This window comes from Lysobacter antibioticus (assembly GCF_000731095.1).
In the GTDB taxonomy this organism is placed as follows: Bacteria; Pseudomonadota; Gammaproteobacteria; order Xanthomonadales; family Xanthomonadaceae; genus Lysobacter; species Lysobacter antibioticus_B.
Map to the genome: position 1 here is coordinate 1 of NZ_JMTZ01000052.1, position 24,454 is coordinate 24,454.

The 24,454-nt window shown below is 68.7% G+C and carries 26 protein-coding genes; 15 read left to right on the forward strand and 11 right to left on the reverse strand.

Features of this window, described 5'->3' with window-relative positions; translation table 11 throughout:
* Nucleotides 1-1,098: hypothetical protein (locus EX88_RS23850; RefSeq protein WP_152566302.1), on the reverse strand; the 1,098-nt coding region annotated here is incomplete at its 3' end.
* A 727-nt stretch (nt 1,099-1,825) separates the two neighbouring features.
* On the opposite strand from EX88_RS23850, the gene EX88_RS0115590 reads away from it, so the two are divergent.
* Nucleotides 1,826-2,524 carry a GNAT family N-acetyltransferase gene (locus EX88_RS0115590; protein WP_200875856.1) on the forward strand — a complete coding sequence of 233 codons (699 nt, stop codon included), beginning with the start codon at nt 1,826-1,828 and terminating at the stop codon, nt 2,522-2,524.
* 90 nt (nt 2,525-2,614) lie between these two features.
* On the opposite strand, the gene EX88_RS0115595 is transcribed toward EX88_RS0115590, so the two are convergent.
* From EX88_RS0115595 to ftsY, 6 genes are all read right to left on the reverse strand, one after another.
* Nucleotides 2,615-2,872 carry a DUF6289 family protein gene (locus tag EX88_RS0115595; protein WP_031372919.1) on the reverse strand — a complete coding sequence of 86 codons (258 nt, stop codon included), beginning with the start codon at nt 2,870-2,872 and terminating at the stop codon, nt 2,615-2,617.
* A gap of 104 nt (nt 2,873-2,976) precedes the next feature.
* Entirely contained in the window at nt 2,977-3,231 is a 255-nt protein-coding gene (locus tag EX88_RS0115600; protein ID WP_031372920.1) for a hypothetical protein, read from the reverse strand.
* A 129-nt stretch (nt 3,232-3,360) separates the two neighbouring features.
* Nucleotides 3,361-3,630: an oxidative damage protection protein gene (locus EX88_RS0115605; RefSeq protein ID WP_031372921.1), complete on the reverse strand. Its 270-nt coding sequence runs from the start codon at nt 3,628-3,630 to the stop codon at nt 3,361-3,363.
* A gap of 67 nt (nt 3,631-3,697) precedes the next feature.
* Nucleotides 3,698-4,813: an A/G-specific adenine glycosylase gene (gene mutY, locus EX88_RS0115610; protein ID WP_081931064.1), complete on the reverse strand. Its 1,116-nt coding sequence runs from the start codon at nt 4,811-4,813 to the stop codon at nt 3,698-3,700.
* A gap of 38 nt (nt 4,814-4,851) precedes the next feature.
* The gene (locus EX88_RS0115615) at nt 4,852-6,198 is read right to left on the reverse strand and encodes a hypothetical protein (protein ID WP_031372923.1); all 1,347 of its coding nucleotides are present in this window, start codon (nt 6,196-6,198) and stop codon (nt 4,852-4,854) included.
* A 14-nt stretch (nt 6,199-6,212) separates the two neighbouring features.
* A complete protein-coding gene (gene ftsY, locus EX88_RS0115620; RefSeq protein WP_031372924.1) occupies nt 6,213-7,544 on the reverse strand; it encodes a signal recognition particle-docking protein FtsY in 1,332 nt (443 codons plus the stop codon).
* Between the two features lie 77 nt (nt 7,545-7,621).
* On the opposite strand from ftsY, the gene rsmD reads away from it, so the two are divergent.
* The 8 genes from rsmD (at nt 7,622) to EX88_RS24645 (ending at nt 14,187) form a co-directional block, all read left to right on the forward strand.
* Nucleotides 7,622-8,248: a 16S rRNA (guanine(966)-N(2))-methyltransferase RsmD gene (gene rsmD / locus EX88_RS0115625; RefSeq protein WP_051885174.1), complete on the forward strand. Its 627-nt coding sequence runs from the start codon at nt 7,622-7,624 to the stop codon at nt 8,246-8,248.
* Between the two features lie 89 nt (nt 8,249-8,337).
* A complete protein-coding gene (gene coaD / locus EX88_RS0115630; RefSeq protein ID WP_031372926.1) occupies nt 8,338-8,841 on the forward strand; it encodes a pantetheine-phosphate adenylyltransferase in 504 nt (167 codons plus the stop codon).
* A 29-nt stretch (nt 8,842-8,870) separates the two neighbouring features.
* On the forward strand, nt 8,871-9,365 hold the full coding sequence (locus tag EX88_RS0115635) for a hypothetical protein (protein WP_031372927.1): 495 nt from the start codon (nt 8,871-8,873) through the stop codon (nt 9,363-9,365).
* 292 nt (nt 9,366-9,657) lie between these two features.
* Complete coding sequence (locus tag EX88_RS0115640; protein ID WP_031372928.1) at nt 9,658-9,906, forward strand: YfhL family 4Fe-4S dicluster ferredoxin; 249 nt, start codon at nt 9,658-9,660, stop codon at nt 9,904-9,906.
* Between the two features lie 56 nt (nt 9,907-9,962).
* Entirely contained in the window at nt 9,963-11,675 is a 1,713-nt protein-coding gene (ggt, locus tag EX88_RS0115645) for a gamma-glutamyltransferase (RefSeq protein WP_036149127.1), read from the forward strand.
* A gap of 103 nt (nt 11,676-11,778) precedes the next feature.
* Entirely contained in the window at nt 11,779-12,366 is a 588-nt protein-coding gene (locus EX88_RS0115650) for a hypothetical protein (protein ID WP_031372930.1), read from the forward strand.
* A gap of 163 nt (nt 12,367-12,529) precedes the next feature.
* Nucleotides 12,530-13,429 (forward strand): MBL fold metallo-hydrolase, encoded by a 900-nt coding sequence (locus EX88_RS0115655; protein WP_031372931.1) that lies wholly within the window; start codon nt 12,530-12,532, stop codon nt 13,427-13,429.
* On the forward strand, nt 13,426-14,187 hold the full coding sequence (locus EX88_RS24645; RefSeq protein WP_161786133.1) for a TMEM43 family protein: 762 nt from the start codon (nt 13,426-13,428) through the stop codon (nt 14,185-14,187). Before EX88_RS0115655 ends, EX88_RS24645 begins: the two co-directional genes overlap by 4 nt.
* Before the next feature lie 118 nt (nt 14,188-14,305).
* On the opposite strand, the gene upp is transcribed toward EX88_RS24645, so the two are convergent.
* The 4 genes from upp to EX88_RS0115680 form a co-directional block, all read right to left on the reverse strand.
* Nucleotides 14,306-14,941, reverse strand: coding sequence for a uracil phosphoribosyltransferase (gene upp, locus EX88_RS0115665; RefSeq protein ID WP_031372933.1), 636 nt, complete (start codon nt 14,939-14,941; stop codon nt 14,306-14,308).
* Between the two features lie 217 nt (nt 14,942-15,158).
* Nucleotides 15,159-15,512: a hypothetical protein gene (locus tag EX88_RS0115670; RefSeq protein WP_031372934.1), complete on the reverse strand. Its 354-nt coding sequence runs from the start codon at nt 15,510-15,512 to the stop codon at nt 15,159-15,161.
* A 10-nt stretch (nt 15,513-15,522) separates the two neighbouring features.
* Nucleotides 15,523-15,765, reverse strand: a complete 243-nt coding sequence (locus tag EX88_RS0115675; protein WP_031372935.1) for a hypothetical protein — start codon at nt 15,763-15,765, stop codon at nt 15,523-15,525.
* A 32-nt stretch (nt 15,766-15,797) separates the two neighbouring features.
* A complete protein-coding gene (locus EX88_RS0115680) occupies nt 15,798-17,297 on the reverse strand; it encodes an aminotransferase class III-fold pyridoxal phosphate-dependent enzyme (protein WP_031372936.1) in 1,500 nt (499 codons plus the stop codon).
* A 416-nt stretch (nt 17,298-17,713) separates the two neighbouring features.
* Between EX88_RS0115680 and EX88_RS26560 the strand changes: the two genes are divergently transcribed.
* The 6 genes from EX88_RS26560 to tgt all read left to right on the forward strand — a co-directional run bounded on the left by EX88_RS26560 (nt 17,714) and on the right by tgt (nt 24,304).
* Nucleotides 17,714-17,944, forward strand: coding sequence for a hypothetical protein (locus EX88_RS26560; RefSeq protein ID WP_161786134.1), 231 nt, complete (start codon nt 17,714-17,716; stop codon nt 17,942-17,944).
* Nucleotides 17,941-19,776 (forward strand): CIA30 family protein, encoded by a 1,836-nt coding sequence (locus EX88_RS0115690; protein WP_161786135.1) that lies wholly within the window; start codon nt 17,941-17,943, stop codon nt 19,774-19,776. The genes EX88_RS26560 and EX88_RS0115690 overlap by 4 nt, the downstream gene beginning before the upstream one ends.
* 80 nt (nt 19,777-19,856) lie before the next feature.
* Nucleotides 19,857-21,044: a sensor histidine kinase gene (locus EX88_RS0115695; RefSeq protein ID WP_081931068.1), complete on the forward strand. Its 1,188-nt coding sequence runs from the start codon at nt 19,857-19,859 to the stop codon at nt 21,042-21,044.
* Entirely contained in the window at nt 21,041-21,643 is a 603-nt protein-coding gene (locus tag EX88_RS0115700; RefSeq protein WP_031372940.1) for a response regulator transcription factor, read from the forward strand. The genes EX88_RS0115695 and EX88_RS0115700 overlap by 4 nt, the downstream gene beginning before the upstream one ends.
* 346 nt (nt 21,644-21,989) lie before the next feature.
* Entirely contained in the window at nt 21,990-23,048 is a 1,059-nt protein-coding gene (gene queA / locus EX88_RS0115705; protein WP_031372941.1) for a tRNA preQ1(34) S-adenosylmethionine ribosyltransferase-isomerase QueA, read from the forward strand.
* A 149-nt stretch (nt 23,049-23,197) separates the two neighbouring features.
* Entirely contained in the window at nt 23,198-24,304 is a 1,107-nt protein-coding gene (gene tgt, locus EX88_RS0115710; RefSeq protein ID WP_031372942.1) for a tRNA guanosine(34) transglycosylase Tgt, read from the forward strand.
* Nucleotides 24,305-24,454: the final 150 nt, after the last annotated feature.

The window sequence follows — 24,454 nt, forward strand, 5'->3', positions numbered from 1 at the left end:
GCCGTAGTTGCTGTAGGCCGGCGCGGGGGTCGTAAGCGTCACCGCGATGTCGGGCAAGCCGGTGACGTCGAGCGTGCAGGATTGGTCTTGCTCGTTGAGCAAGGCGATGCCGGTCAGGCAGGTGCCGCTGGTGACGAAGGTATTGGCGGCGATGCCGCCCGGCCGCTGGCTGATCGCTGCGCGGTAGTTGCTGCCGGGCAGCACGTAGATCTCGCTCGCGGTCTGCACGGTGCTGAGGTTGGCGGCGGCATTGGCATGCGGGGTGCGCCCGGCGCCGGTGGTTCCGGCGCCGTTGTCGAGCAAGGTCGCGCCCTGGGTCAGGTTGACCAGCCAACCGCTGCCGCCGCGGGTCTGGTTCCAGGCGAAATCGGTGAAGCTCAGGATCGCCGAGTGGCGTGCCTGCAGCAGGGTGCCGCAATACACGTTGATGCCGTCGTAGCCTTCGCCGCCGGCCTGCATGTACAGGCCCGAGACCAGCGTGGTCGAAGTGTTGCTGCAGAACGGCCCGCGCGCGACGTGGGCGGGTTGGCCGGCCATGGTCTCGCGCACGCCGACTTCGACGCTGGTCGAGGCGCCGGTGGTCATGCGGACCCAGGAATTGGCGTCGAGCGTGAGCGGGCGGCAGACCAGGTTCAACGAAGAGGACCACGGCGGATATTGGCCGTTCGACCATTCGCGGTCCCAGCCGCCCAACTGGTGTACCAGCTGATTGGCCGGACAGTAGTTGGTGACCTCGGTGCCGGGCTCGGCATAGGTGCCCGACAGTACGTCCGGGGTGCCGTTCGGATTGCGGTTGACCACGTTGACGGTAACGCCATTAGTGGTGATGCCGCCGCAGTACAGGCCCACGCGATTGGTCATGCCGCGGGTCGAGCTGATTCCGGCGCTCATCGACTTGTCGCGGTGATAGCCGCCGCGGACGATCGTGCCCGCCTGGCACTGCAGGGCGCCCGAGCCGACGTCGCCTTTATTGGTACCGATGGTGCCGGTCGGAGAGGCTCCGGCCTGGACGCCGATGCCGGCCTGGGCATGCGCGGTGCCGACCCCGGCTGTCGAGAGGGCGAACAGGCATAGGGGGGCCAAAAATTTTGCCAACATTCGTAGACGATCCTTGCGAGGCTTCGGGCGCCTGTTCGAGCTGGGGCGCCGCCAATGTGATGCAGGTCGCAAAAAATGTGCCATCCATCACAGTTTTTCAGGAAATCGCTTTCATGTCGGGCCATGGGAGCGGACCGCTGACCGTGCAAGCCCCCTTATTGCGAGCTCGCAAACCTGCCGCTGATGGTCAGTTTCTGACCCTGAGTAAGGTTGAGAGCCCCGAAGGCCCGTGGCGAACCGCACGGGTCTTGCTCGATCGGGGGCTGCCGAAACCCGGCCTGTACGGCGCGAGTACGGCCGACGGCATTCGGTGCCGAGGTCGGCGGCAGCGAACGAAGGGGGCCAGGACAAGGGCGCGATCCTTGCAGCGCGGATGTGCGCGATTTGACACCCGCGCGGTTCGCACACTACGGTGCGCGTCCCCGTATCACCGCTATTCGGCGGGCCCAGAGGGACAACATGTCTGAGAGTGTAGCCACCCGCTAAACCCTTCGCTTCGCGAAGGTGGGTAGACGCGTCGAGTTCGTTCGCCATTCGCGCAAAGCGAATGCGCGCCGCCGCGTCCGTTTCGGCTGCAACCGACATCAGACATGACTATTTCGCAAAGAATGCGGCGCGCGCTGTGCGCGTCCGCTCAAGGTGGAGCCATCCGCCATCGCCGCGCCGTCGGCGCGGACTTCATCGCCATCGCCATCGTTTGCCGCGACGCCTCCTGCGCCCGCCCGCCATGCTGCAGGACTTCGGTCTTGCCTGCGCGGCCGTGCTCGAAACCCTGCAACGGGTTGCCGTCATCGCTCAGCATTCCTTGGCGACGGATAGCGCCCCCGCGACACGAGCGTCGGAGGCCGACATGTTGAGCCTGTTGATGTTCAGTCGGGTCTGTCGCCACGAGCCCGCGTGCGGGCAGGAGAACACCATGCAAATCGAACTGGAAAATGCCGGGCATCATGCCGGTGTAGACGCCGTCACCCGCGCGGCCTTCGCCGGCCACGACGAAGCCGAACTGATCGAACGCCTGCGCGCGGACGGATTGGTCCGGCTGTCCCTGGTCGCCATCGGCGGCGAGCGAGTAGTGGGGCATGTGATGTTCACCACCCTGCATGTCGTCGTCGACGGATGCCTCGTCGATGCGTTGTGCCTCGCCCCGGTATCGGTGCTGCCGCAATACCAGCGGCGTGGAGTGGGCTCGATGCTGATCCGCGAGGGGCTCGCGCGTTCGAAAGCGCTGGGGTGCGAAGCCGTCGTAGTACTCGGCCATGCCGCTTACTACCCGCGCTTCGGTTTCTCCGCGGCCCTGGCGAGCAAACTCGCGGCGCCGTTCGCGGGCGAGTCGTTCATGGCACTCGAATTGGTCGAGGGCGCTCTGAGCGGCGAAGCGGGCGAAGTGGTGTATCCGCCTGCGTTCGGCATCGACGGCGGCCATTGATCGCGTCGCCATAAAGACGAAGCCCACCGCATGCGGTGGGCTTCGTCGTGTCGCGGATCAACGCGGTGTCGATGCGCCGAGCGCATCGACTCAGGGCTCCCAACCGCAGGTGCTCTTGGCATAGGTGAAGTAGCGGGTGCGTTCGCCCCACTGGAAGGGCTCGCCGCAATGGCCGTAGCCCATGCCGCCGACTTCGACCGTGCGGGTCGCGTCGGAGTAGTAGGTGAAGACATAACCTTCGCCGGGGCCGGGATAGGGCAGTGCGGCGGCGGCCAGCGACACGACCATACCGGCCGCGAGCAGGAACAACGACAGCTTCTTCTTCAGCGGTTTGCTGGTTGCGGACATCGGAGTTCTCCTTGAGGCCCGTGCGCGGCGCGCAGCGGATCCAGCCCGCTCGCGGCGGGCTGGATCGGTCTGTGATTCGCGCAGTGAGCGGCCGAGGCGGCCGGTCAGGGCAGCGGGTGGCAGGTGGTCTTGTAGTAGGTCGAGTACGAGGTCATGCGGCCCCACTGGAAGGGCTCGCCGCAGTAACCATAGGAACGACCGCCGACTTCGACCGTGCGCGATGCGTCGGAGTAGAACGTGAAGGTGTAGCTCTCGCCCGGACCGGCGTGCGGCAGGGCCATTGCGGCCAGCGAGACGAGCATGCCGGCGGCGAGCAGGAACAGCGATTTCTTCTTGAGCTGCTTCTTCGACTGGAACATCAGGACTCTCCCTTGTGCCTGTGGGCTCCGGATAAGCCGGAGTCCCCCGGTTCTACACGAAACCGGCGCATCGCCGCGACGCAGGCCACGGCTGCGAAGTCGGAATCGTGACGGGCTTCCTGATGCGGGTCAGGCTTCGGGCACGTAGCCGTCCGGCTTGGCCGCGCCGCCGCCGAACAGGAATTTCTCCATTTCGCCTTCGAGGAAGGCGCGGTGCTTGGGGTCGAGCGGCGACAGCCGGTTCTCGTTGATCAGCATGGTCTGGTGCGCAAGCCATGCGGCCCAGGCCGGCTTGCCGACATGAGCGAACACGCGCTTGCCCAACTCGCCGGGCCAGGGCACGAAATCCAGGCCTTCGGCCTCGCGTTGTTCGTACTCGCAGAAAACGGTGCGGCTCATGGGGAAAGTCCTGGACGGTAGTGGAATGTGGGGGAGCGCCGCTGCGGTCGCCCGCATCGGCGCGGCGTTACAGCGATTCGATCAGTTTGCGGATCGGCGCCGGAATGCCGAGGACGGCGAGTTCGGCGCGTTCGAACCAGCGCAGGTCGTCATTGTCGCGCACGCCGTTGCGCAAGGCGACCGGGCGCCAGCGCCGCGGCTGCAGTTCGAGTTTGTAATGACTGAAGGCGTGCGCGATCGGCGCCAGTTCCTCGCCGTCGGCGAACTCGCCGCTGACGTGCGCGGCGAACCATTGCGCCGCGCCGTCCTCGTCGTCGCTTTGCGGCAAGGTCCACAACGACGCCCAGATGCCCGCCGGCGGACGGCGTTGCAACAGCACCCGGTTTTTGCGGTCGAGCAGCCACAGCACCTGTGCGTGGCGTTGCGGCGCGACCTTGCCGGGCTTCGGCGTCGGCAGTTCGGCGACTCGGCCTTCGATGCGCGCGACGCAATCGTGTTGCAGCGGACACAGGATGCAGGACGGGTCGCTGCGCGTGCACAGGGTCGCGCCCAGGTCCATCTGCGCCTGGGTGTAGTCGGTCATGCGCGCATGCGGCAGATGCGATTCGGCCAGCGCCCACAACTGGCGTTCGATCGCCGGCAGGCCCGGATAACCGGCGATGCCGTGATAACGGCTCAACACGCGTTTGACGTTGCCGTCGAGGATGGCGTGGCGGTCGTCCCAGGCTTGCGAAAGAATCGCCGCGGCGGTGCTGCGGCCGATGCCGGGCAGCGCGGTGAGGGCATCGATATCGCGCGGCAGGTCGCCGCCGTGGCGTTCGACGCAAAGCTTGGCGGTCGCATGCAGATTGCGCGCGCGAGCGTAATAGCCCAGACCCGACCACAGGCCGAGCACGGTATCCAGCGAGGCTGCGGCCAGCGCAGGCAAGGTCGGCAGGGTGTCGACGAAACGCTCGAAGAACGGCGCCGCGGTCTTGACCTGGGTCTGTTGCAGCATGATCTCCGACAGCCACACCCGGTACGGCGTGCGCGGATGCTGCCAAGGCAGGTCGTGGCGGCCGCTGACGTCGAACCAGGCCAACAGGCGGTTGGCGTAGGCGTCGTCGCCGGCGTCGGCGCTGTTGCTGGCTGCGGCCACCGCTGCGGTCTTGCCCGTGCGTGGTTTCGTTGCGCGCTGCTTCATGCAGGTAACTTCATGCAGATGACTTCATACGGGTGACTTCATTCGAGCGGGCGAGTCGCGGCCGGCTTCGGCGCGGGTTGGGATGGCGCTGCCGTCGGCGGAGCGGCGGCTGGCGTCGTCGTCGCGTCGTCGTCTTGTTCGATTTCGATCTCGACCCCTTCGAGCGTGGCGCCGGACACTTCGATCCGCGGTGTGCTCAAGCGGCCGCTCAACGGCGGCAGCAGCGAGCCTTGTGCGCTCGCGTCGACCCAGGCCAATACCGCCGGCAGGCGGAAGCGGCCATCGAAGCGAGTCTGGTCGCGTTGCAGGCGCAGCGCGCTGTCGCCGGAAAAATCGGCCGGGCCGTCGTAGTCGAGCACGAACGGCAACGGCGATTTCGACTGCCCCAACGGTGGCGGCAGCGCAGGCCAGGCTTCGGGCCATTGCGCCAGTACGCCGTCGAGATGCAGTCGCGTGCCATCGCCGAAGGCGAAGCGCCCGCTGGCGTCGAGCTGCGGGATCGCATCTTTGCCGCGCAAGGCGGCGCCGAGCGGCGCCAGGGACAGGGCGGCATCGCGATAGCGCAGCGGCCCGGCCAGGCCGAACACGAACGGCAGATCGGTGTCGCCGGCGCGGTAGCGCGCGTGGGCGCCCAGGCGCAGACGATCGAGGCCGAGGCCGTCGTCGCCCGAATGCAACAGGGCGCCGAGGCGGATCCGCATCGGCAGGGCCCAATCCTTGGCCTGCACGCTGACGCCGCCGGACAAGCCGAGGCCACGCGCCAGCGCGGGACGTTGCAGCGTCGCGGCGAGATCGAACGGAACCTGCACGCCATCGCTGAGCACGCGTCCGCCGATGCGCGCCCGCAGCAGCCGCTGCGGATGCAATTCGGGCGAGGACAGCGAGATCTGCTCGATCGACCAACCCACGCCTACGACGCGGCCGCGCACGATGCGCAGGCCGTCGCTCAGGCTCGGCATACGCAAGGGTTCGGTCGAAGGCGGGCGTGTCGCCAGCCAGCGTTGCAATGCGGCGATATCGAGTTGCGGGGCATCGAGTTCGACCCGTTCCACGTCGAGCACGGCGCCGGCGGCGCGGATCGTGCGCCACGGCAGGGCGAGATAGACGCGTTCGGCGCGCAGCAGCGGCGCGGCCGCACCGGGTTGGCGTACGACCAGGTCGCGCACCACCAGCATCGGCGTGCCGCGCAAGCGGTATTCGCTGGCGCCGCTGGCGCTGAGCTCAAGCCCCAGCGGCTTGCCGACCTGGCTCAGCAAGATGCCGCTGACCTGGCTGGGCTGCGACACCCAGCGTAGGGCGAGCGCGGCGACCAACAGCACGATCGCGACGATCGCGATCCGCTTGCGCGAACGGCGCGCCGGGGCGGCCGTGGTCGTCGCGGGCATGGCGAGGCCGTGCCTCAGCCGCCCAGTGCTTCAGGCAACAGGGCGTCGACGAAGGCCTCGGCATCGAACACGCGCAGATCCTCGGGGCGTTCGCCGATGCCTGCGAAACGGATCGGAATGCCGAACTCGCGGGCGAGCGCGAACACCACGCCGCCCTTGGCGGTGCCGTCGAGCTTGGTCACCACCAGGCCGGTGACACCGACCGCGGCGTGGAACTGGCGCAACTGCGACAGCGCGTTCTGGCCGGTGGTGCCGTCGATGACCATCAGCACTTCGTGCGGCGCGGTGGTGTCGACCTTGGCCAGCACGCGGCGGATCTTGCCGAGTTCGGCCATCAGCCCCTGTTGCGTGTGCAGGCGGCCGGCGGTGTCGGCGATCAGCACCTGGGTACCGCGCGCCTTGGCCGCCTGCAAGGCGTCGAACGCGACCGAGGCGGCATCGGCGTTCTGGCCCTGGGCGACCACCGGCACGCCGTTGCGTTCGCCCCAGGCCTGCAACTGCGCGACCGCGGCGGCGCGGAAGGTGTCGCCGGCGGCGAGCATCAGCGGGCGGTTCTCGTCGCGGAAACGCTTGGCCAACTTGCCGATGGTGGTGGTCTTGCCGACGCCGTTGACGCCGACCGTCAGCACCACGAAAGGCTTGGCCTGGGTATCGATGACCAGCGGCTTGGCGACCGGCTGCAGCATCGCGATCAGGTCCGTGCGCAAAGCCGCGAGCAGGGCGTTGGCGTCGGCGAACTCGCGCGACTTCATGCGCTTGCGCAGGCTTTCGACCAACTGGGTGGTGGCGGTGACGCCGACGTCGGCGGTGATCAGCGCGGTTTCGATCTCGTCGAGCAGGTCGTCGTCCAGGCGCGGGTTGCGCGAGAACAGGCCGCCGAAGCTGCGCGCGAACACGCTGCCGCGCAAACGCTCGCGCCAGCCGGACTTGCCCGCGGCGGCGGCGGGCTTGTCGATGTAGTCGGCCGGGGCGGATTCGCCAGGTACCGAGATGACCGTGGTGGATGCGGTTACCGGTGTTGCCGCGGGCGCCACGGGCAAGGGCGGCTCGACTTCGAGCGCGGCGGCCAGCACTTCGGCCGGCACCGGCGGCTCGACGGCAACTGGTTCGACGGGAGCCGGCTTGACGGAAGCCGGCGCGACGGCAGGCGGTGCGGCGGCAGGCGGCTGCGGCGCAGGCGGCTCGACCGCGGCCGGCGTCGCTGCGGGCGCTTCGGCCGGCGGTGCGGCCGGCTCGGGCCGCGCGTTGGGAAACGCGGCGGCCAGCTCTTCGGTGGTGAAACGGCGCTCGGAAGACGAGCTTCCGCCGGCGGTTTCGGGTTTCTTGCGGCGAAAAAAACTGACCATTCGGGAGGCTGGGGGCGAGAAGGCGCGAGGATGCGCGAGAATGTGCACATGCTAGCACCGGCCTCCAGGCGCCCCCGATGAAGACTCCACAGCGCGGCCCGCGTCCCGTTTCCGCCGCCTCGCGCAGCGCCGCCCCGACCGGCAAGGTCCGCATCATCGGCGGGCGTTGGCGCGGCACCCGCCTGGCCGTGGCCGATGCGCCGGGCCTGCGCCCGACCTCCGACCGCGTGCGCGAGACCTTGTTCAACTGGCTGATGCCGGTGCTGCCGGGCGCGCGCGTACTCGACCTGTTCGCCGGCAGCGGCGCGCTCGGCCTGGAAGCGCTGTCGCGCGGCGCCGCCTCGGCGGTACTGGTCGAACGCGACCCCGCGCTGGCCGCCGAGCTGCGCGCGCTGACCGCCCGCCTGCAAGGCGGCGAGGCGGCCACCGTCGCGCAGGCCGATGCCCTGGCCTGGCTCGCAGCGCAGCCGCGGGTGGGCGAGGGCGCGCCGGGCTTCGACCTGGCCTTCGTCGACCCGCCGTTCGCGGCCGGTTTGTGGAACACGGTCTGGCCGGTCTTGTTGCCGACGCTGGCGCCTTCGGCCTGGCTGTACGTCGAATCGCCGGCCGATGCGGCGATCGACCTGCCCGGCGACTGGCTGCCGCATCGCGAAGGCGCCACCCGCGAGGTCCGTTACGCCGTGTACCGCCGCCTGGCGTCCTGACCGGGCCCGGCGGGCGGCTGCTACACTGCGCCGCATCCGGCGGGGCGGCCTTCCCGCTCCCCGTCATTCCAGCAGCGAACGACCATCGAATGAGCTCGGCCCGCAACCGAATCGCCGTCTATCCCGGCACGTTCGACCCGATCACCAACGGTCACATCGACCTGGTAGACCGCGCCGCCCCATTGTTCGAACGCATGATCATCGGCGTGGCCGAGAGCCCGGGCAAAGGGCCGGCGCTGCCGCTCAAGACCCGGGTCGAGCTGGCCCGCAAGGCGGTCGCCCACCAGCCCAACGTCGAAGTGCGCGGTTTCGACTCGCTGCTGGCGCATTTCGTCGCCCAGGTCGGCGGCGGCGTGCTGCTGCGCGGGCTGCGCGCGGTGTCCGACTTCGAATACGAATTCCAGCTGGCGAGCATGAACCGACACTTGATCCCGGAGGTCGAGACTCTGTTCCTGACCCCGGCCGAGCAGTACGGCTTCATCTCGTCCTCGCTGGTGCGCGAAATCGCCCGCCTCGGCGGCGACGTTTCCGGCTTCGTGCCGCCGGCCGTGGTCGACGCGCTGCAGGCCGAGTGGCAACGCAACAAACACTGACCACCAAACAAACATCCAAGGGGCAAACGATGAAAACTTCCTCCCGCCTGCTGCTGATCGCCTGCCTGGCGCTGCCGTTCGTGGCCGCGTGCCAGAAAGAGGAGAAGAAGGAAGCCGCGGCCGAGACCGCCGCGCTGCCGGCGCCGAAGACCAGCGACGAAAACGCCTGGAACGCCTACCTGACCGACGTCGTCCAGCGCAATCTCGACGGCGTTAGCGGCAGTACCTACGTCTACGTGCTGCCGGCGCCGGAAGCGCCGACCTTCCAGGGCGACTACGAGCGCATGCTCGAAAAGGCGCAGACCGACCTGTCGCGCGGCATCCTCGAAGGCAACCTGGTGGCGTTCGGTTCGCCGAACTCGGCCAAGACCGCCGATCTGGTCGTCGCTTCGTTCGCCAAGGTCGAGCCGACCACGATGAAGGGCGTCAAGTTCATCTTCATCGGCGACGCCGCCGACAACGAACGCGTCAAGACCGCGGTGGCGGCATCGTCGGTCAACTACGTGTTCGTCGAAGCCAAGTGATCCACCCGCCCGGCCGCTGAGTCGGCCGGGGCGTTCCGGACCGCCCAGCGCGGCCGGAGCCATCGATTCGAGCCGCGCAAGCGGCTCGAATCGTTTGTGGGCGGGGAAATCCGGTCTGGCCCGATCGGCCCGGGCAGTCGGGCCGGGTAGGGCGGCAGGCCGCGGCACATTCGCGGCCATGTCCGCGACACGCAGCGTCCCGGCGCTCGGCTATGCCGGCGGACGCTCAAGCCCTACACTGCGAGCTCCATGCCGGCAATGCGACCCCGCGGCTCGCCGGCGACCAGTGCCCATGTCGCTCAAGATCAACGAACTCTGCGTCAACTGCGACGTCTGCGAGCCAGCCTGCCCGAACCAGGCCATCTCCCAGGGCGAAACGATCTATGTGATCGATCCGGCGCGTTGCACCGAATGCGTCGGGCACTATGACGAACCACAATGCGTGGTCGTTTGTCCGGTCGAATGCATCGACCCGGACCCCAACCACGTCGAAACCGAGCCGCAATTGCTGGACAAGCTGCGGCGTCTACAGCAGGAGTGAACACGATGCGCAAGGCGTTGCGGCTGCGGGCCGGTCTGAAGTCTCCCCTCTGCTTGATGGCCACCCTGCTGCTGATCGCCTCGCCCGCGTTGTGCGCCGACGGCGGCGCCCGCGCGCCCGCGCGCGCCGCCGCGACGGCCAGCGCGGCCGCGCATCCGCCCGGCACCGCGATCGCCAGCGCGCATTCGCTGTCGACCCAGGCCGGCCTGGAAATCGTTCGTGCCGGCGGCAATGCCTTCGACGCCGCGATCGCGGTGTCCTCGACCCTGTCGGTGGTCGAGCCGATCAGCTCGGGCATCGGCGGCGGCGGTTTCTTCCTGTTGCACGACGCCAAGCGCAATCGCGACATTTTCGTCGACGCGCGCGAGACCGCGCCGGCCGCGTCCACGCCGGCGGCTTATCTGGACGACAAGGGCGAACTCAACCGCGACCGCGCCACCAACGGCCCCTGGTCGGCCGGCATTCCCGGGCTGCCGGCGGCGCTGGTGCACCTGGCGCAAAACTACGGAAAGCTGCCGCTGAAGACTTCGCTGGCGCCGGCGATCCGCATCGCGCGCGAGGGCTTCGAGGTCTACCCGCGCCTGGAAAAGGGCTACGGCAGCCGCCGTGAAGTTATGGAGCGCTACCGCGGCACGCGCGAGGTGTTCCTCGCCGACGGTTCGCCGCCGAAAGCCGGCGAGACCCTCAAGCAGCCGGATCTGGCCCGCACCCTGGAGCTGCTGGCCGAAAAGGGCTTCGATGGTTTCTATCGCGGCGACGTCGCCGCCAAGCTGTTGGCCTCGGTCAAAGAAGAAGGCGGCCAATGGCGCGCCGAGGAACTGGCCGGTTACAAAGTGCGCGAGCGCGAGCCGCTGCGCTTGAAGTACCGCGGTTGGGACATCGTCACCGCGCCGCCGCCGTCCTCGGGTGGTGTGGCCTTGGCCGAGATTCTGCAGGTGCTGCAGGGCTGGGACCTGTCCAAGCTCGATCCCGCGCACCGCACCCACATCCTCGCCGAAGCCATGCGCCGCGCTTATCGCGACCGCACGATTTATCTGGGCGATCCGGATTTCGTGAAGATGCCGATCAAGCGCCTGACCAGCGCCGATTACGCCGCCGGCCTGCGCGCGACGATCCATCCCGAGAAGGCCACGCCGAGCGATCTGCTGTCGGGCCAGCCGGCGCCGCTGGAAGACGACGAGACCACCCATTTCTCGATCATCGACGGCGACGGCAACCGCGTCTCGGCGACCCAGACGGTGAACCTGCTGTACGGCTCGGGCCTGGTCGCGCCGGGCACCGGCGTGCTGCTCAACAACGAAATGGACGACTTCGCCTTGCGCCCGGCCACGCCGAACGCGTTCGGCGTCATGGGTTTCGAAGCCAACGCACCGGAACCCGGCAAGCGCATGCTCAGTTCGATGACGCCGAGTTTCCTGGAATCGTCCGATCGCGTGGTCGCGGTCGGCGCGCCCGGCGGCAGCCGCATCATCACCCAGGTGTTGCTGGCGATCCTCGCCTACGACGCCGGCCTGCAACCGCAGCAGGTCGCCGCGCAACCGCGCATCCATCACCAGTGGATGCCGGACGCGATCTCGGCCGAAGCCGGCGCGCTCGATGCCGGCACCGTCGCCAAGCTCCAGACCATGGGCCACAAGGTCAACGCCGGCGAATCGACCTGGGGCAACCTGCAGACGGTGATGTGGGACAAGCGCGCCAACACCTTGTCCGGCGGCACCGATCCGCGCAATCCGGTCGGCCAGGCCGAGGTGCAGCCGAACAAGCCCTGAGGCGGCGTCTGCGAAACCGCCGCCGCGATGGCGCGACGGCGGTGCGGTGCAGTAGATTTCGCGGCATGGACGGCGTCAGTACGAAGCGACAGGGGACAGGGCAGTGAGCGACGACAACGACAAGCGTTGGTATACCCGCGTGCCTGCGATCTCGATCGCGCTGGTCGCTTTCCTCGTGGCCCTGACCACCCTGATCAACAACGTGCGCGAGATCGGCGGGCTCAAGGACAAGCCGACGACACCGGCCGCGCCCTCGCAGCCGGTCGCGACCGCTCCGGTCAAGCCGGCCGCGCCGCAAGCGCCGGCCCGCTACACGGTGCTGCTGACCCTGGAGAAGATCGAAGTCGTCAACGACGGCACCAACGGCAGCACGGCCTGGTCGTTCGACGTCAGCGCCGGCGGCCAGGATCTGTTCGCGCTGCCGTCGCGCGATTACCTGGACAGCGAAGCCGAGCGCATCGTCGCGCCGCGTCCGACCGACCCCTCGATGGGGCGGGTGGTGCTGGTGGCCGGGCAGGAAATGCTGGTCAAGATCAACGGACGCTCGTCCGGGCTGATCAGCAAGGCCGCGGCCAGCGGCAGCGCCACCCTGCTGGCCGAGCGGCCCCTGGCGCCGGTGCGCGTGGTCGCAGGCGACGGCCGCGACGGCGAGTTCATTTTCCACTTCGCCACCGTCACCACGCCGCAATGACGGCCGCAGGCGCCGCGGCGGCGCCTGCCCATGATCGGCCGCTGCACAGCGTGAGCGGCGCCTGTCCACGATCCGCGGCTTCGCCGCATTCCGGCCCGATGCCTGCGTTTGCGCAGTAAAATCGAGCCATCCTTCGCCAGTGCCCGTAACGGGCGGTGCAGACATGAAGCTCTGGTCGATCCTCGGCAACTCGCAGAAACTCGATGGCGGCGCGATGTTCGGCAATGCGCCGCGCGCGATGTGGGCCAAGTGGTCGCCGCCCGACGAGCACAACCGCATCGCCCTGGCCTGCCGGGCCTTGCTGGCCAGTCCGCTCAACGGCAAGACCGTGCTGTTCGAGGCCGGCATCGGCGCCTTTTTCGAGCCCAAGCTGCGCGAACGCTACGGCGTGGTCGAGGACCGTCATGTCCTGCTCGAATCGTTGGCGCGCGCCGGTTTCGCGCCCGAGGACATCGACGTCGTGGTGCTGTCGCATCTGCATTTCGACCATGCCGGCGGCCTGCTGGCGCCGTGGGCCGAAGGCGAGGCGCCGCGCCTGCTGTTTCCGAACGCGTCCTATCTGGTCGGGCGCGAGCATTACGAACGCGCGCTTCACCCGCACGCGCGCGACCGCGCGAGTTTCATTCCCGAGTTGCCGGGGTTGCTCGAAGCCACCGGCAAGCTCGAGCTGGTCGAGGGCGCGCATTCCAGGCTGCTCGGCGACAGCGTGCGTTTCCACTACAGCGACGGCCACACGCCGGGGCTGATGCTGGCCGAGATCGTCGGCCCCGACAGTGTCGGCGGCGAACCGCACGGCGGCGTGGTGTTCTGCGCCGACCTGATTCCCGGACGGCCCTGGGTGCACGTGCCGATCACCATGGGCTACGACCGCAACGCCGAGCTGCTGATCGACGAGAAGAAGAGCTTCCTCAGCGACAAGCTCGCGCGCAACGTGCATTTGTTCTTTACCCACGACCCCGAATGCGCCTTGGCCCAGGTCGTGCGCGACGACAAGGGCAAGTTCGGCACCGCGCACGAAGTCGCCGAACTGCAGGCGCGGACGTTGGCCGCATGGGCTGCGTGAGCGGCCGCCGGCGCCGGGCGGCGCTGGCCGCGTACGCCATCGCCTTGCTGGCGATGTGCGTGTTCGCGGGCACGGCAGTCGCCCAAGCCGAAGACCCGGGCGAACCGCTCGGCGAGCCGCGCAGCGGCAAACGCCTGCTGGATCGCGACTTCGGCGTGGAAACGCGCGAGTTCGGCCTGGATCGTCGGGTCGAGATGTACCAGTGGCGTTCGGTCGGCGAGGGCTATGAGCGGGTCTGGAACGCGGCGCCGATCGATTCCTCGAAGTTCTCGGCCGGGCACGTCAATCCCTCGCGCCTGCCCCTGGAGAACAAGCGCTGGTGGGCGGACGCCGCGACCCTCGACGGCAAACCGATCCGCCCCGACGTGCTGCGCGCGGTCGGCGAGTGGCGTTTGTTCCGTCCGAATTTCAGCCGCCTGCCGGCGAACCTCGCCGCGACCTTTCAGCCGGAAGGCGACGGCCTCGGCAGTGCCGAGAACCCGCTCGACCCGCAGATCGGCGATCTGCGCGTGAGCTGGCGCGAGCTGCGGTTGCCGCCCTTGGAAGGCAAGCTGGAATTGCGCGAAGGCAGTTGGCGTTTGCGCCCCGAAGCCGCCGCGGCGGCCTTGAACGCCGCGCCCGCGCGCGAGCCGAATGCGGCGGCCTCGCTCGACCGCGACGACGGCCGCTGGTCGCCGGCCTGGTTCGCCACCGCGGTGGGGTTCGCCCTGATCTTGCTGTACCGGTTGCGCAAGCGGCGCCAGCGCAAGACGTCTTGAGGGCGCAGCGGCCTTCGCTGCAACGGGCGCTTACGCAGTGCGAGCAGTGCATCGACGGCGATACGCGCCGAGTTGCCCCGGCACGCGTGGCGGGGCGCGATCCCGCTTGCGACAACGCTCAAGCGTAATGCTTGGTCCCGAAGATCTTGTCGCCGGCATCGCCGAGGCCGGGCAGGATGTAGCCGACTTCGTTGAGGCGTTCGTCGACCGAAGCGGTGAAGACTTCGACGTCGGGATGGCGCGCTTCCAGCGCCTTCAGGCCTTCCGGTGCGGCGACCAGGAACAGACCCTTGATGCGCTTGCAGCCGGCGGCCTTGAGCAGGTCGACGGTCGCGATCAGGCTGCCGCCGGTGGCGAGCATCGGGTCGAGGATCAGCGCGGTGCGCTCGTCCATGCGGCCGGTGAGTTTTTCGTAGTAGCCGACCGGTTGCAGGGTCTGCTCGTCGCGCTGCAGGCCGACCACGCCGACCTTGGCCGCCGGGATCAGTTCCAGCACGCCCGGCAGCATGCCCAGGCCGGCGCGCAGGATCGGCACCAGGGTGACCTTGGCGCCCTTGATGCGGCGGGTGACGACCGGCCCGGCCCAGCCTTCGACCACGGCCTCCTCGGTTTCCAGGTCGGCGGTGGCTTCGTAGGTCAGGAGGGTCGCGACTTCCGAGGCCAGTTCGCGGAACGACTTGGTGCTGTTGTCGGCGCGGCGCATCAGGCCGAGCTTGTGCTGCACGAGCGGGTGGCGGACTTCGACGATTTTCATGAGCGGCCTTTATGCGGGTGTTTGCCGGGCGGTCTTGGCCGCAAGCATTGATGGTTGAAGGGCGGGGCGCAAGCGTGGCGCAGGCGGATGCAGGCGTTCGCGCTCACCGCGGTGAAGGAAATGGCGGCGACGCGGGCGTCAAGGTGGCGCTGCTTGCGCTGCGAGCGGGGCGAAGCGAGGTTCCGGCCGCTGGCTTCCGGCGGCCAGCGGGGAGAACTCAGTCTGCGACGGCGTAGAGGTTGTCGCCGTCGGCGATCACCTGGGCGACGAACAGCGAAAATCCGCGGATCTCGGCTGGGTCGGTGAACCGGGCCTCGAGCCGCTTCAGTTCGGCATGCAGATCCGCCAGTTCGCAGGACGAGATCTCGGCGTCGGCGAGGTAGTCGTGCAGCCTGCGCAGCAGCGGATACTCGTGGTGCGGCAGCGCCCGGGCCATCAACTGCTGGTGGAAGGGCAGGTCGATGGCGAACGATTTGCGCGAGGCGGGCGCCTCGCGTTCGTGCCGGGCCTGGATCAGGTCGAGCGCCATGACGGGGCGCAAGTCGGGCCGCGGCGTGGCCGCGGCCGACATGCGTTCGGCCTCAGGCCGTGCGTACGTACTGGATCTCGACGCCGTCGCTGTCGCCGATGGCCGCGCGCAGCACGGTGATCAGCGAGCCCGCATTGAGATGATCGATCTCGATCATGTCGACGGTGGCGTGGTCGATGAAGTAGTTCTGGTCCTTGCTGTCTTCTTCTTCCAGCGCCGCGACGAGGATCTGCAATTCCTCTTCGCTGATCTCGCCGATGTCGGCGCCGGTGTCCTTGTTCGACAAACGAATCATTCCGCGACCTCAGTTGGGATGGACCAAGCCTATCAGGCCGCGACAGCCTGGTGCGCGCGCGGGCCTTCGCGCAGGGCGCGGCCGACCATCGACACCAGCAGTTCGATCTCGTCGCTGCCGATGGTGAAGTTCGGGGTGAAGCGCAGCGAGTTGACGCCGCCATGGATCACGCCGATGCCGCGCTCGCGCAGCCATTCTTCGGTCGAACCGGCGCCATAGCACTTGAACTGCGGGGCGAGTTCGCACGAGAACAGCAGGCCGGTGCCCTGGACCTTGGTGATCAGGCCGCCGAGTTCGCTCTTGAGCTTCTCCAGCTTTTCGATCGCCTCGGCGCCGCGGTTGCGGATATTGGCCTGCAGTTCCGGGGTGACGTGTTCCATCACCGCGACGGCGACGTCGAGGGCGCGCGGGTTGCTGGTCATGGTGTTGCCGTACAGACCCTTGCGGTACAGCGAGGCGGCGCGTTCGCCGACCGCGAGCACCGACAGCGGGTACTGACCGGCGTTGAGCGCCTTGGAATAGGTTTCCATGTCCGGCGCTTCCAGGCCTTCGAAGCCCGGGTAGTCGACGATCGACAGCACGCCGTGGGCGCGCAGGCCGGCCTGGATCGAATCGACCAGCAGCAGCGAACCGTGGTTGCGGGTCAGCTCGCGGGCGGCGGCATAGAACGCCGGCGGCACGCCGCGGCCGGGGTCGCCTTCGCCCATGACCGGCTCCAGGAACATCGCCTCGACGAACCAGCCGTTGCTGTCGGCGTCGGCGAACACCTTCTTGAGCGCGTCGACGTCGTAGGGCTCGACGGTGATGACCGAGTCTTCGTTGCGGAAGCTGGCCAAGTGCTGGATGTAGGCCTTGCGTGAGGAATCCGAGTACAGCGCCGGGCGCTCGGTGCGGCCGTGGAAGCTGCCCTTGACCACGACGCGCTTGATCGCGCGGCCGGCGTGGCGCGCGCCCGGGTCGGTCATCAGCTTGCTGTTGACGTCGGCGATGCGCGCGGCCAGCGACACCGATTCGGAACCGGAGTTGAGGCAGAAGAAACGCTCGTACGGGCATTCGCCGCGGGTGGTGCCGATGGCCCCGCGCAGGGCGCGCTCGAAGCGCAGCTGCGACAGCGACGGGGTCATGATGTTGGCCATCACCTGCGGCTTGGCCATCGCCGCGATCACCGCCGAGGGGGTGTGGCCGAAGCCGAGCATGCCGTAGCCGCCGGAGTCGTGCAGCACCGCGCCCTTCAGGGTGATCACCCAGGGGCCGCGCGCGGTCAGGGCGACATAGGGATTGACGCCGTCGTCGGGATAGAAATTGACGTAGCCGGCCTGGACGGCCTGGATCTGCGCATCCTCGTCGAGGTCGAGCAGGTCGGCGTGCAGGTCGCGGATCAGGGCGTACTCGGCCGCGGCCGCGGCGATGGCTTCGCCGAGTTCGGGGTGGGTCACGGCGAAGCGGGCGACGGTGTCGTCGTCCAGGCCGACGGTGCGGCGTTTGCCGGCGTGAGCGCGCAGCGGCGCGAGTTGGCTGAGCAGGTTGTTCATCGTCAATCTCCACAGGCCGGCGATATGCGCGGCCTCTCCGGTTTTCGGCCGAGGCCGAAGGCTTCATCACATGGGAGACCGGTCCGCCTTCATGGCTGGACGCTCGCAGTTGCAGCGGCATTGCCGCCAAGCGCCATCTCTCACACCCATACAACGTAAGGAACAACGAAAGATCGCAGTCGCGGTGCGCGCAAGAATTTTGCGTGGCGCCGCCGCTTCTCGACGATTTTTCGTTTCAATTCAATAATTTATGCGAGTTTATCATGTCCAGGCGTTGCCGATAACCCCCATCGCCCGGCCGGGCCGGCGGGCGGGCGTGACGCTTGTCACCGGCGATGAATGATCTCGCCCACTGCCCCGGCGGGCGCCCGAGGACGACAGTGAGCGCACCTTCCGCAAGCCCGTGGAGCCAGCCGATGAGTGCGATCCATCCCTTCCACGGTGCCGTCGCCGCGACCGTGAAGAGGTCCGCGGGCAGCCCGGTTCCGGCCGCCGTCCAGGCCAGCCTGATGCTGGCCGGCGCGCGGGCCCGGCCTTGGCCGCGTTGCTTGCCCTTGTCGCGATCGCCGGCCGCCCTGGCCGCCGGCGCCGCCGCATCCTCCGATGACCGCGCCGCGGCCATCGCCACCGAATGGAGCAGAACATGAAGATGGAAAAACCGTCCGCGCCTACCCAAGCCGTCGGCCTGTTGCTCGGCGCCTTGCTGGGCTCGGGCGCAGCGGTCGCCGCCGATAGCGCGCACGCGCCGGCCGCGACCGCCACGAAGGCGGCATTGCCGGCTGCCTCGTTCGCGATCCGCCAGGTTCGCGTGTTCGACGGCGAGCGCGTGCTGCCCTCGGCGACGGTGCTGGTGCGCGACGGCCTGATCGCCGAGGTCGGCGCGGGCCTGGCGGTGCCGGCCGGTGTGCCGGTGGTCGACGGCAACGGCGCCACTGTGCTGCCCGGCCTGATCGATTCGCACGTCCACAGTTGGGGCGAAGCGCGCAGCGATGCACTGCGTTTCGGCGTGACCACCGAGTTGGACATGTTCAGCGACCACCGAGGCCTGGCGGCGGCGCGCGCCGAACGCGAAAGCCGCGGCAAGACCGGTAAGGCCGATTTGTGGTCGGCCGGAACCCTGGTCACCGCCAAGGGCGGACACGGCACCCAATACGGCATGCCGATCGCGACGCTGGACGATCCGGCGCAGGCGCAGGCCTTCGTCGATGCGCGCATCGCCGAGGGTTCGGATTACATCAAGCTGGTGCTGGAGCCCTTGCTCGACCCCAGCGGCAAGGCGCGCATGAATACCTTGTCGGAGGCCTCGTTGCGCGCTGCGATCAAGGCCGCGCACGCGCGCAAACGCTTGGCGGTGGTGCACGTGTCGCAGGCCTCCGATGCCGCCTTGGCGATCGATGCCGGCGCCGACGGCCTGGTCCACATCAACGGCGACCTGATCGACGATCCGAAGCTCGTCGCCGCGATCAAGCAACGCAACGCCTTCGTGGTGCCCACTCTGACGGTGATGTCGTCGGTCTACGGTATCGAGGGCTCCGCACGCAAGCGCGTCGCCGGCGATGCGCGCCTGACGCCGTACCTGCGGGCGCAGCAGAAAGACCAACTGGCGGCGAGCTTTCCCAGTGGTTTCTTGACCGAGGCGAAGTTCAAGAACTCCCTGGAGAACGTGCGCCGCCTGCACGAGGCCGGGGTGACTCTGCTCGCCGGCACCGACAGCGGCAATCCCGGCACCACCCACGGCGCCAGCGAACATGGCGAGCTCGAACTGCTGGTGCAGGCCGGCTTGAGCCCGGTGCAGGCCTTGACGGCGGCGACCGCCGCGCCGGCGCGCAGCTTCGGTCTTGACGACCGCGGCCGCATCGCCAGCGGCCTGCGCGCCGACCTGATCCTCGTCGACGGCGACCCGACCACCGACATCACCGCCACCCGTGCGATCCGTTCGATCTGGAAGAACGGCTATCCGGTCGACCGCGCGATCGATACCGCGCTGCCGACGCTCAAGCCGGGCAAGGTCGCCTTGTTCGACGGCGACAAGCCGAGCACGAGCTGGGTCGCCTCCGACGATCGTTATATCGGCGGCAAGTCGAAGTCGCGGCTGGAAGCGGTCGCCGACGGCGGCAAGGCGTCCACGCTCGCGGCCAGGGGCGACGTGGTCGCCAGCATCGCCCAGCCCTGGGGCGGGCTGATGTTCGTGCCGGGTCCGGTGCCGTTGGCGTCGGTCGATGCGCGCGCGGTCCGCGAGCTCAACCTGCGCGTGCGCGGCGACGGCCGCAAACTCACGGTGATGGTGTTCTCCGGCACCGACATGCTCCGTCCGCCGGGCATCCAACAGCTCGCGGTCGGTACGCAGTGGCAGGAGGTGCGGGTACCGCTGACGACGATGGCGGGCGTCGACCTGGCCAACCTGCGCGGCATCGTGCTGGGCGCCGGAGGCGAGCCGGGCCCGTTCGCGTTCGAGATCGAAGCGGTCGAACTCCGTTAAAGTCCGCTACGCCGATGCGGTCCGGACCGGCGCCGGACCGCATCGCCACCGAGGTCTTGCCGACCTGAAGGAGCTCGACCATGCGCTTGCCGCCGCCCACGATGGATGCCCAAGACAACCTGCTCGGTTGGCACCTGGCTTCGTTGCTGTATCTGAGTTTCGTGTTCATCCCGCTGTTCTTCTGGCCGCGGGTGCCGTGGTGGGTGGTGACCGCGGCGGTGACCTCGGTGCTGTTGTTCCTGCCGCTGTATTGGGCCTTCTACCGCAGCGGTTCCAAGCTGCGCCTGTGGTTGCTGCTCGCGGTGGCCTGCATCGGTTATGCGGTGATCCCGTTCGGCGGCGGGGGCGGCACTTACCTGATCTTCGCCTCCGGCATGATCGCCAGCCTGCTGCCGTTGGGGCGCGGCATCGCCTTGGCCGCCGTGCTGTTCGCGCTGCTCGGCGTCGAATTCATGCTGCTGGTGCCGAAGGAAGCGATGCCGCTGTCGACCTTCCTGATCAATCTGCTGGTCGGCGCGATCGTGTTCGCCGGCGTGGTCGCCGCGCGCAACCGCGAACGCCGCCATGCCGAGCTGCGCCTGACCCAGGACGAAGTCAAGCGCCTGGCCAGCCTGGCCGAACGCGAACGCATCGGCCGCGACCTGCACGATTTGCTCGGCCACACTTTGTCGGTGGTGGTGTTGAAATCGCAGCTCGCCGCGCGCCTGCTCGAACACGATACCGCCGCCGCGCACGCCCAGATCAACGAAGTCGAACGGGTCGCGCGCGAAGCCCTGACCCAGGTCCGCGAAGCCGTCGCCGGCATCCGCGCCAACGGCCTGCAGGCCGAACTCGCGGCGGCGCGGCTGGCCCTGCTGAGCGGCGAGATCAGCCTCGACCACAAGCTGGCGACCATCGACATCCCGCTCAACATCGAAGCTGCGCTGGCGCTGGCCTTGCGCGAATCGGTGACCAACGTGATGCGGCATGCGCGGGCGCGCCGGGTCGACGTCGAACTGACCCAGGACCCGCGCGGCGGCATCGTGCTGCGGATCGCCGACGACGGCCGCGGCGGCGTGTCCAGCGAGGGCCACGGCCTGACCGGCATGCGCGAACGCTTGCGCGCGGTCGGCGGCACCGTCGAAATCGAAAGCCCGAACGGCGCCGGCACGCGCCTGAGCCTGCTGGTGCCGCGCGAGGCGTTGGTCGTCGCCCGACGCCTGGCCGCGCCCGCGGCAAACTCCGCGCCGGCGGCGACGCCGGCCCTGCTCGAACGAGGTATCGCATGATCCGTCTGTTGCTCGCCGAAGATCAGGCCCTGGTGCGCGGCGCGCTGGCGGCGCTATTGAACCTGGAACCCGACATCGAGGTGGTCGCCGAAGCCGGCGACGGCGCGGCGGCCTGGGAAGCGGTCAAGCGCGTCCAGCCCGACCTGATCATGACCGACATCGAAATGCCGGGCATGACCGGCATCGACCTGGCCATGCGCGTGCGCGATTCCGGCATGTCGACCCGTGTCGTGATCGTCACCACCTTCGGCCGTGCCGGCTACCTGCGCCGGGCGATGGACGCCGGCGTGCGTGGCTACCTGCTCAAGGACGCCCCGGCCGGGCAACTGGCCGAAGCCCTGCGTCAGGTGCACCGCGGCGGCCGCGCGATCGACCCGCAACTCGCGGTTGCGGCCTGGAGCGACGAAGACCCGCTGACCGAGCGCGAGCGCCAGGTCCTGCGCCTGGCCGGCGAAGGCCTGTCGACCGCCGAGATCGGCGAGCGCCTGCACCTGAGCCAGGGCACCGTGCGCAATTACCTGTCCGAAGCCATCGGCAAGCTCGACAGCAGCAACCGCATCGAGGCCTATCGCCGCGCCCGGCAGAACGGCTGGTTGTAAGGCGCCCGACGCTAACGGGGCATAGATTCCGGCTGTCTGGAATCCGAAACCGGGGCGACTCCCGGCCCCAGGCCTGGCCGGTGCCCCGTTCCAAGTCCATGCGGTTTCTCCGCCCGAAGCCCGGGCCATTCCCCCATTTGGAGAGGGGGCGGGGGGATTTGCTCCCAGCTCGCCAGACCCCGCCAAGCCCGCTTTTGCCGATCCCGCCCCATACCCGGGATAATGGGCGCTCTCCGAAACCTTGCCTGGCCCCCTTGCCGCCAGGTTTCGTCCCGTCCGTCAGCCCAGCCGGTTTTCGCCGGCTTCGGTGGCTACGGCGCTTCGCGCTCAATTACTTCGGTTCCCTTTGAAGAAGAACGACTTCCACTACGAACTGCCGCCCGAGCTGATCGCCCAGGCGCCCTTGGCCGAGCGTTCCGCCAGCCGCCTGCTGGTGGTGCCGCCGGCGCCGGCGCCGCGCGAGGACCGCGTGTTCCGCGAGCTGCCGCAGTTGCTGCAGCCCGGCGACCTGCTGGTGTTCAACGACACCCGGGTGATCCCGGCGCGTCTGTTCGGCCAGAAGAGCACCGGTGGCCGGGTCGAGATCCTGATCGAGCGCCTGCTCGGCGGCATGGAGGCGCGCGCGCAGATCGGCGTCAGCAAGTCGCCGAAAGAAGGCGCGCGCATCGCCCTCGACGCCGGCGGCGAAGCCGAGGTGCTGGGCCGCGAAGGCGAGTTCTATCGCCTGCGCTTCCACGTGCCCGAGTCGCTCGAACAATGGCTGCTGCACGCCGGCCGCCTGCCGTTGCCGCCGTACATCCAGCGCGAGCCCGGCAGCGACGACCAGGAGCGCTACCAGACCGTGTTCGCGCGCGAAGTCGGTGCGGTCGCGGCGCCGACCGCGGGCCTGCATTTCGACGACGCCTTGCTGGCGCAACTGCGCGAGCGTGGCATCGAGTTCGGCCACGTCACCCTGCACGTCGGCGCCGGCACCTTCCAGCCGGTGCGCGCCGACAATCTCGACCAGCACGTCATGCACAGCGAGTGGCTCAACGTCGGCGCCGGCCTGGTCGAACAGATCCGCCGCACCCGCGCCGCCGGCGGCCGCGTGATTGCGGTCGGCACGACCGTGGTGCGCGCGCTGGAAAGCGCGATCCGCCACCACAGCGGCGTCGCAGGCGAGGAAAGCGAGCTGCAGCCGTTCGCCGGCGAAACGCGCTTGTTCATCCTGCCCGGTTACCGCATCCGCTCGGTCGACGGCCTGATCACCAATTTCCATCTGCCGGAGAGCACCTTGCTGATGCTGGTCTCGGCTTTCGCCGGCAAGGACGCGGTGTTCGCCGCTTACGAGCACGCGATCCGCGAGCGCTATCGCTTCTTCTCCTATGGGGACGCCATGCTGCTGTGGCCAACCGCAGCGACGTAGCCCCGCCGCCTCACCCCGAAGCCGAGACCCCACAGCCGTCCTTCCGGTCTCCGCGCACCGCCGAGCAAAGCGAAAGCCCCAGCTCGAATGCCCCAACTCAGCCCCCAACGCATCGCCCCATGCGTCCCACTAGATAAAGGAATACACGCATGAGCCGCATGTCCTTCCAATTGCTCGGTCAAGACGGCGCTGCGCGCCGAGGCCGCCTGACGTTCCCGCGCGGCACGGTGGAAACGCCGGCCTTCATGCCGGTGGGCACCTACGGTTCGGTCAAGGGCATCATGCCCGAGCACGTGCGCGACCTCGGGGCCGAGATCATCCTCGGCAACACCTTCCATCTGTACCTGCGGCCCGGCCTGGACGTGATCGGCGATCATGGCGGCCTGCACGGCTTCGCCCGCTGGAACGGCCCGATCCTGACCGACTCCGGCGGCTTCCAGGTGTTCTCGCTCGCGCACCGGCGCAAGATCACCGAGCAGGGCGTGACCTTCGCCTCGCCGGTCGATGGCAGCAAGGTCTTCCTCGGCCCGGAAGAGAGCATGAACATCCAGCGCGTGCTGGATTCGGACATCGTCATGATCTTCGACGAATGCACGCCGTATCCGGCCACCGTCGAGGTGGCGCGCAAGTCGATGGAGCTGAGCCTGCGCTGGGCCGAGCGCTCGAAGAAAGCCCATGAAGGCAACGATGCGGCCTTGTTCGGCATCGTCCAGGGCGGCGTCCATCACGAGCTGCGCACCCAGTCGGCGGCCGGCCTGAAGGGGCTGGGCTTCGACGGCTATGCGATCGGCGGTCTGGCCGTCGGCGAACCCGAGGCCGAGCGCAACGAAATGCTCGAACACACCTGCCCGCAGCTGCCCGAGGACCGTCCGCGCTATTTGATGGGCGTCGGCCGCCCCGAGGACCTGGTCGAATCGGTTGCGCGCGGCGTCGACATGTTCGATTGCGTGATGCCGACCCGCAACGCCCGCAACGGCCATTACTTCACCCCGAGCGGCACCGTGCGCGTGCGCAACGCCAAGTACGAGCGCGACCTGCGCCCGATCGAAGAGGGCTGCGACTGCTACGCCTGCAGCAACGGTTTCAGCCGCGCCTACCTGCGCCACCTGGACCGCTGCAACGAAATGCTCGGGCCGATGCTGGGCACCTTGCACAACCTGCGCTACTACCAGCGCCTGATGGCGCAGATGCGCGAGGCGATCGAGCAGGGAACCTTTACCGCCTTCCGGGAGTCTTTCTACGCCGCACGCGCCTAGGACGGCTTCGGGCTGCCGGCCGGCTCGGGGCTTGGACCGACCTGGCCTGGGCCATCCAAGCCCGACCTTCCAGGTCTGGACACGCCGCTCCAACCCGGTCGCCCGGCGCGTGAACAGGTGGGACCGGCTGCGAAGCGGACGGGGCAGGGC

What these genes read in the sequence shown, in the direction of transcription:
- EX88_RS0115675 (WP_031372935.1), bottom strand. Translation starts at nt 15,765, where the DNA reads ATGATTCGTTTGTCGAACAAGGACACCGGCGCCGACATCGGCGAGATC.
- EX88_RS0115670 (WP_031372934.1), bottom strand. Translation starts at nt 15,512, where the DNA reads ATGTCGGCCGCGGCCACGCCGCGGCCCGACTTGCGCCCCGTCATGGCG.
- EX88_RS0115655 (WP_031372931.1), top strand. Translation starts at nt 12,530, where the DNA reads ATGAAGCTCTGGTCGATCCTCGGCAACTCGCAGAAACTCGATGGCGGC.
- EX88_RS0115615 (WP_031372923.1), bottom strand. Translation starts at nt 6,198, where the DNA reads ATGCCCGCGACGACCACGGCCGCCCCGGCGCGCCGTTCGCGCAAGCGG.
- coaD (WP_031372926.1), top strand. Translation starts at nt 8,338, where the DNA reads ATGAGCTCGGCCCGCAACCGAATCGCCGTCTATCCCGGCACGTTCGAC.
- EX88_RS26560 (WP_161786134.1), top strand. Translation starts at nt 17,714, where the DNA reads ATGAGTGCGATCCATCCCTTCCACGGTGCCGTCGCCGCGACCGTGAAG.
- EX88_RS0115680 (WP_031372936.1), bottom strand. Translation starts at nt 17,297, where the DNA reads ATGAACAACCTGCTCAGCCAACTCGCGCCGCTGCGCGCTCACGCCGGC.
- tgt (WP_031372942.1), top strand. Translation starts at nt 23,198, where the DNA reads ATGAGCCGCATGTCCTTCCAATTGCTCGGTCAAGACGGCGCTGCGCGC.
- EX88_RS0115605 (WP_031372921.1), bottom strand. Translation starts at nt 3,630, where the DNA reads ATGAGCCGCACCGTTTTCTGCGAGTACGAACAACGCGAGGCCGAAGGC.
- mutY (WP_081931064.1), bottom strand. Translation starts at nt 4,813, where the DNA reads ATGAAGCAGCGCGCAACGAAACCACGCACGGGCAAGACCGCAGCGGTG.
- ftsY (WP_031372924.1), bottom strand. Translation starts at nt 7,544, where the DNA reads ATGGTCAGTTTTTTTCGCCGCAAGAAACCCGAAACCGCCGGCGGAAGC.
- ggt (WP_036149127.1), top strand. Translation starts at nt 9,963, where the DNA reads ATGGCCACCCTGCTGCTGATCGCCTCGCCCGCGTTGTGCGCCGACGGC.
- EX88_RS0115600 (WP_031372920.1), bottom strand. Translation starts at nt 3,231, where the DNA reads ATGTTCCAGTCGAAGAAGCAGCTCAAGAAGAAATCGCTGTTCCTGCTC.
- EX88_RS0115690 (WP_161786135.1), top strand. Translation starts at nt 17,941, where the DNA reads ATGAAGATGGAAAAACCGTCCGCGCCTACCCAAGCCGTCGGCCTGTTG.
- EX88_RS0115700 (WP_031372940.1), top strand. Translation starts at nt 21,041, where the DNA reads ATGATCCGTCTGTTGCTCGCCGAAGATCAGGCCCTGGTGCGCGGCGCG.
- EX88_RS0115640 (WP_031372928.1), top strand. Translation starts at nt 9,658, where the DNA reads ATGTCGCTCAAGATCAACGAACTCTGCGTCAACTGCGACGTCTGCGAG.
- EX88_RS0115635 (WP_031372927.1), top strand. Translation starts at nt 8,871, where the DNA reads ATGAAAACTTCCTCCCGCCTGCTGCTGATCGCCTGCCTGGCGCTGCCG.
- EX88_RS0115595 (WP_031372919.1), bottom strand. Translation starts at nt 2,872, where the DNA reads ATGTCCGCAACCAGCAAACCGCTGAAGAAGAAGCTGTCGTTGTTCCTG.
- upp (WP_031372933.1), bottom strand. Translation starts at nt 14,941, where the DNA reads ATGAAAATCGTCGAAGTCCGCCACCCGCTCGTGCAGCACAAGCTCGGC.
- EX88_RS0115695 (WP_081931068.1), top strand. Translation starts at nt 19,857, where the DNA reads ATGCGCTTGCCGCCGCCCACGATGGATGCCCAAGACAACCTGCTCGGT.
- rsmD (WP_051885174.1), top strand. Translation starts at nt 7,622, where the DNA reads ATGAAGACTCCACAGCGCGGCCCGCGTCCCGTTTCCGCCGCCTCGCGC.
- EX88_RS0115590 (WP_200875856.1), top strand. Translation starts at nt 1,826, where the DNA reads ATGCTGCAGGACTTCGGTCTTGCCTGCGCGGCCGTGCTCGAAACCCTG.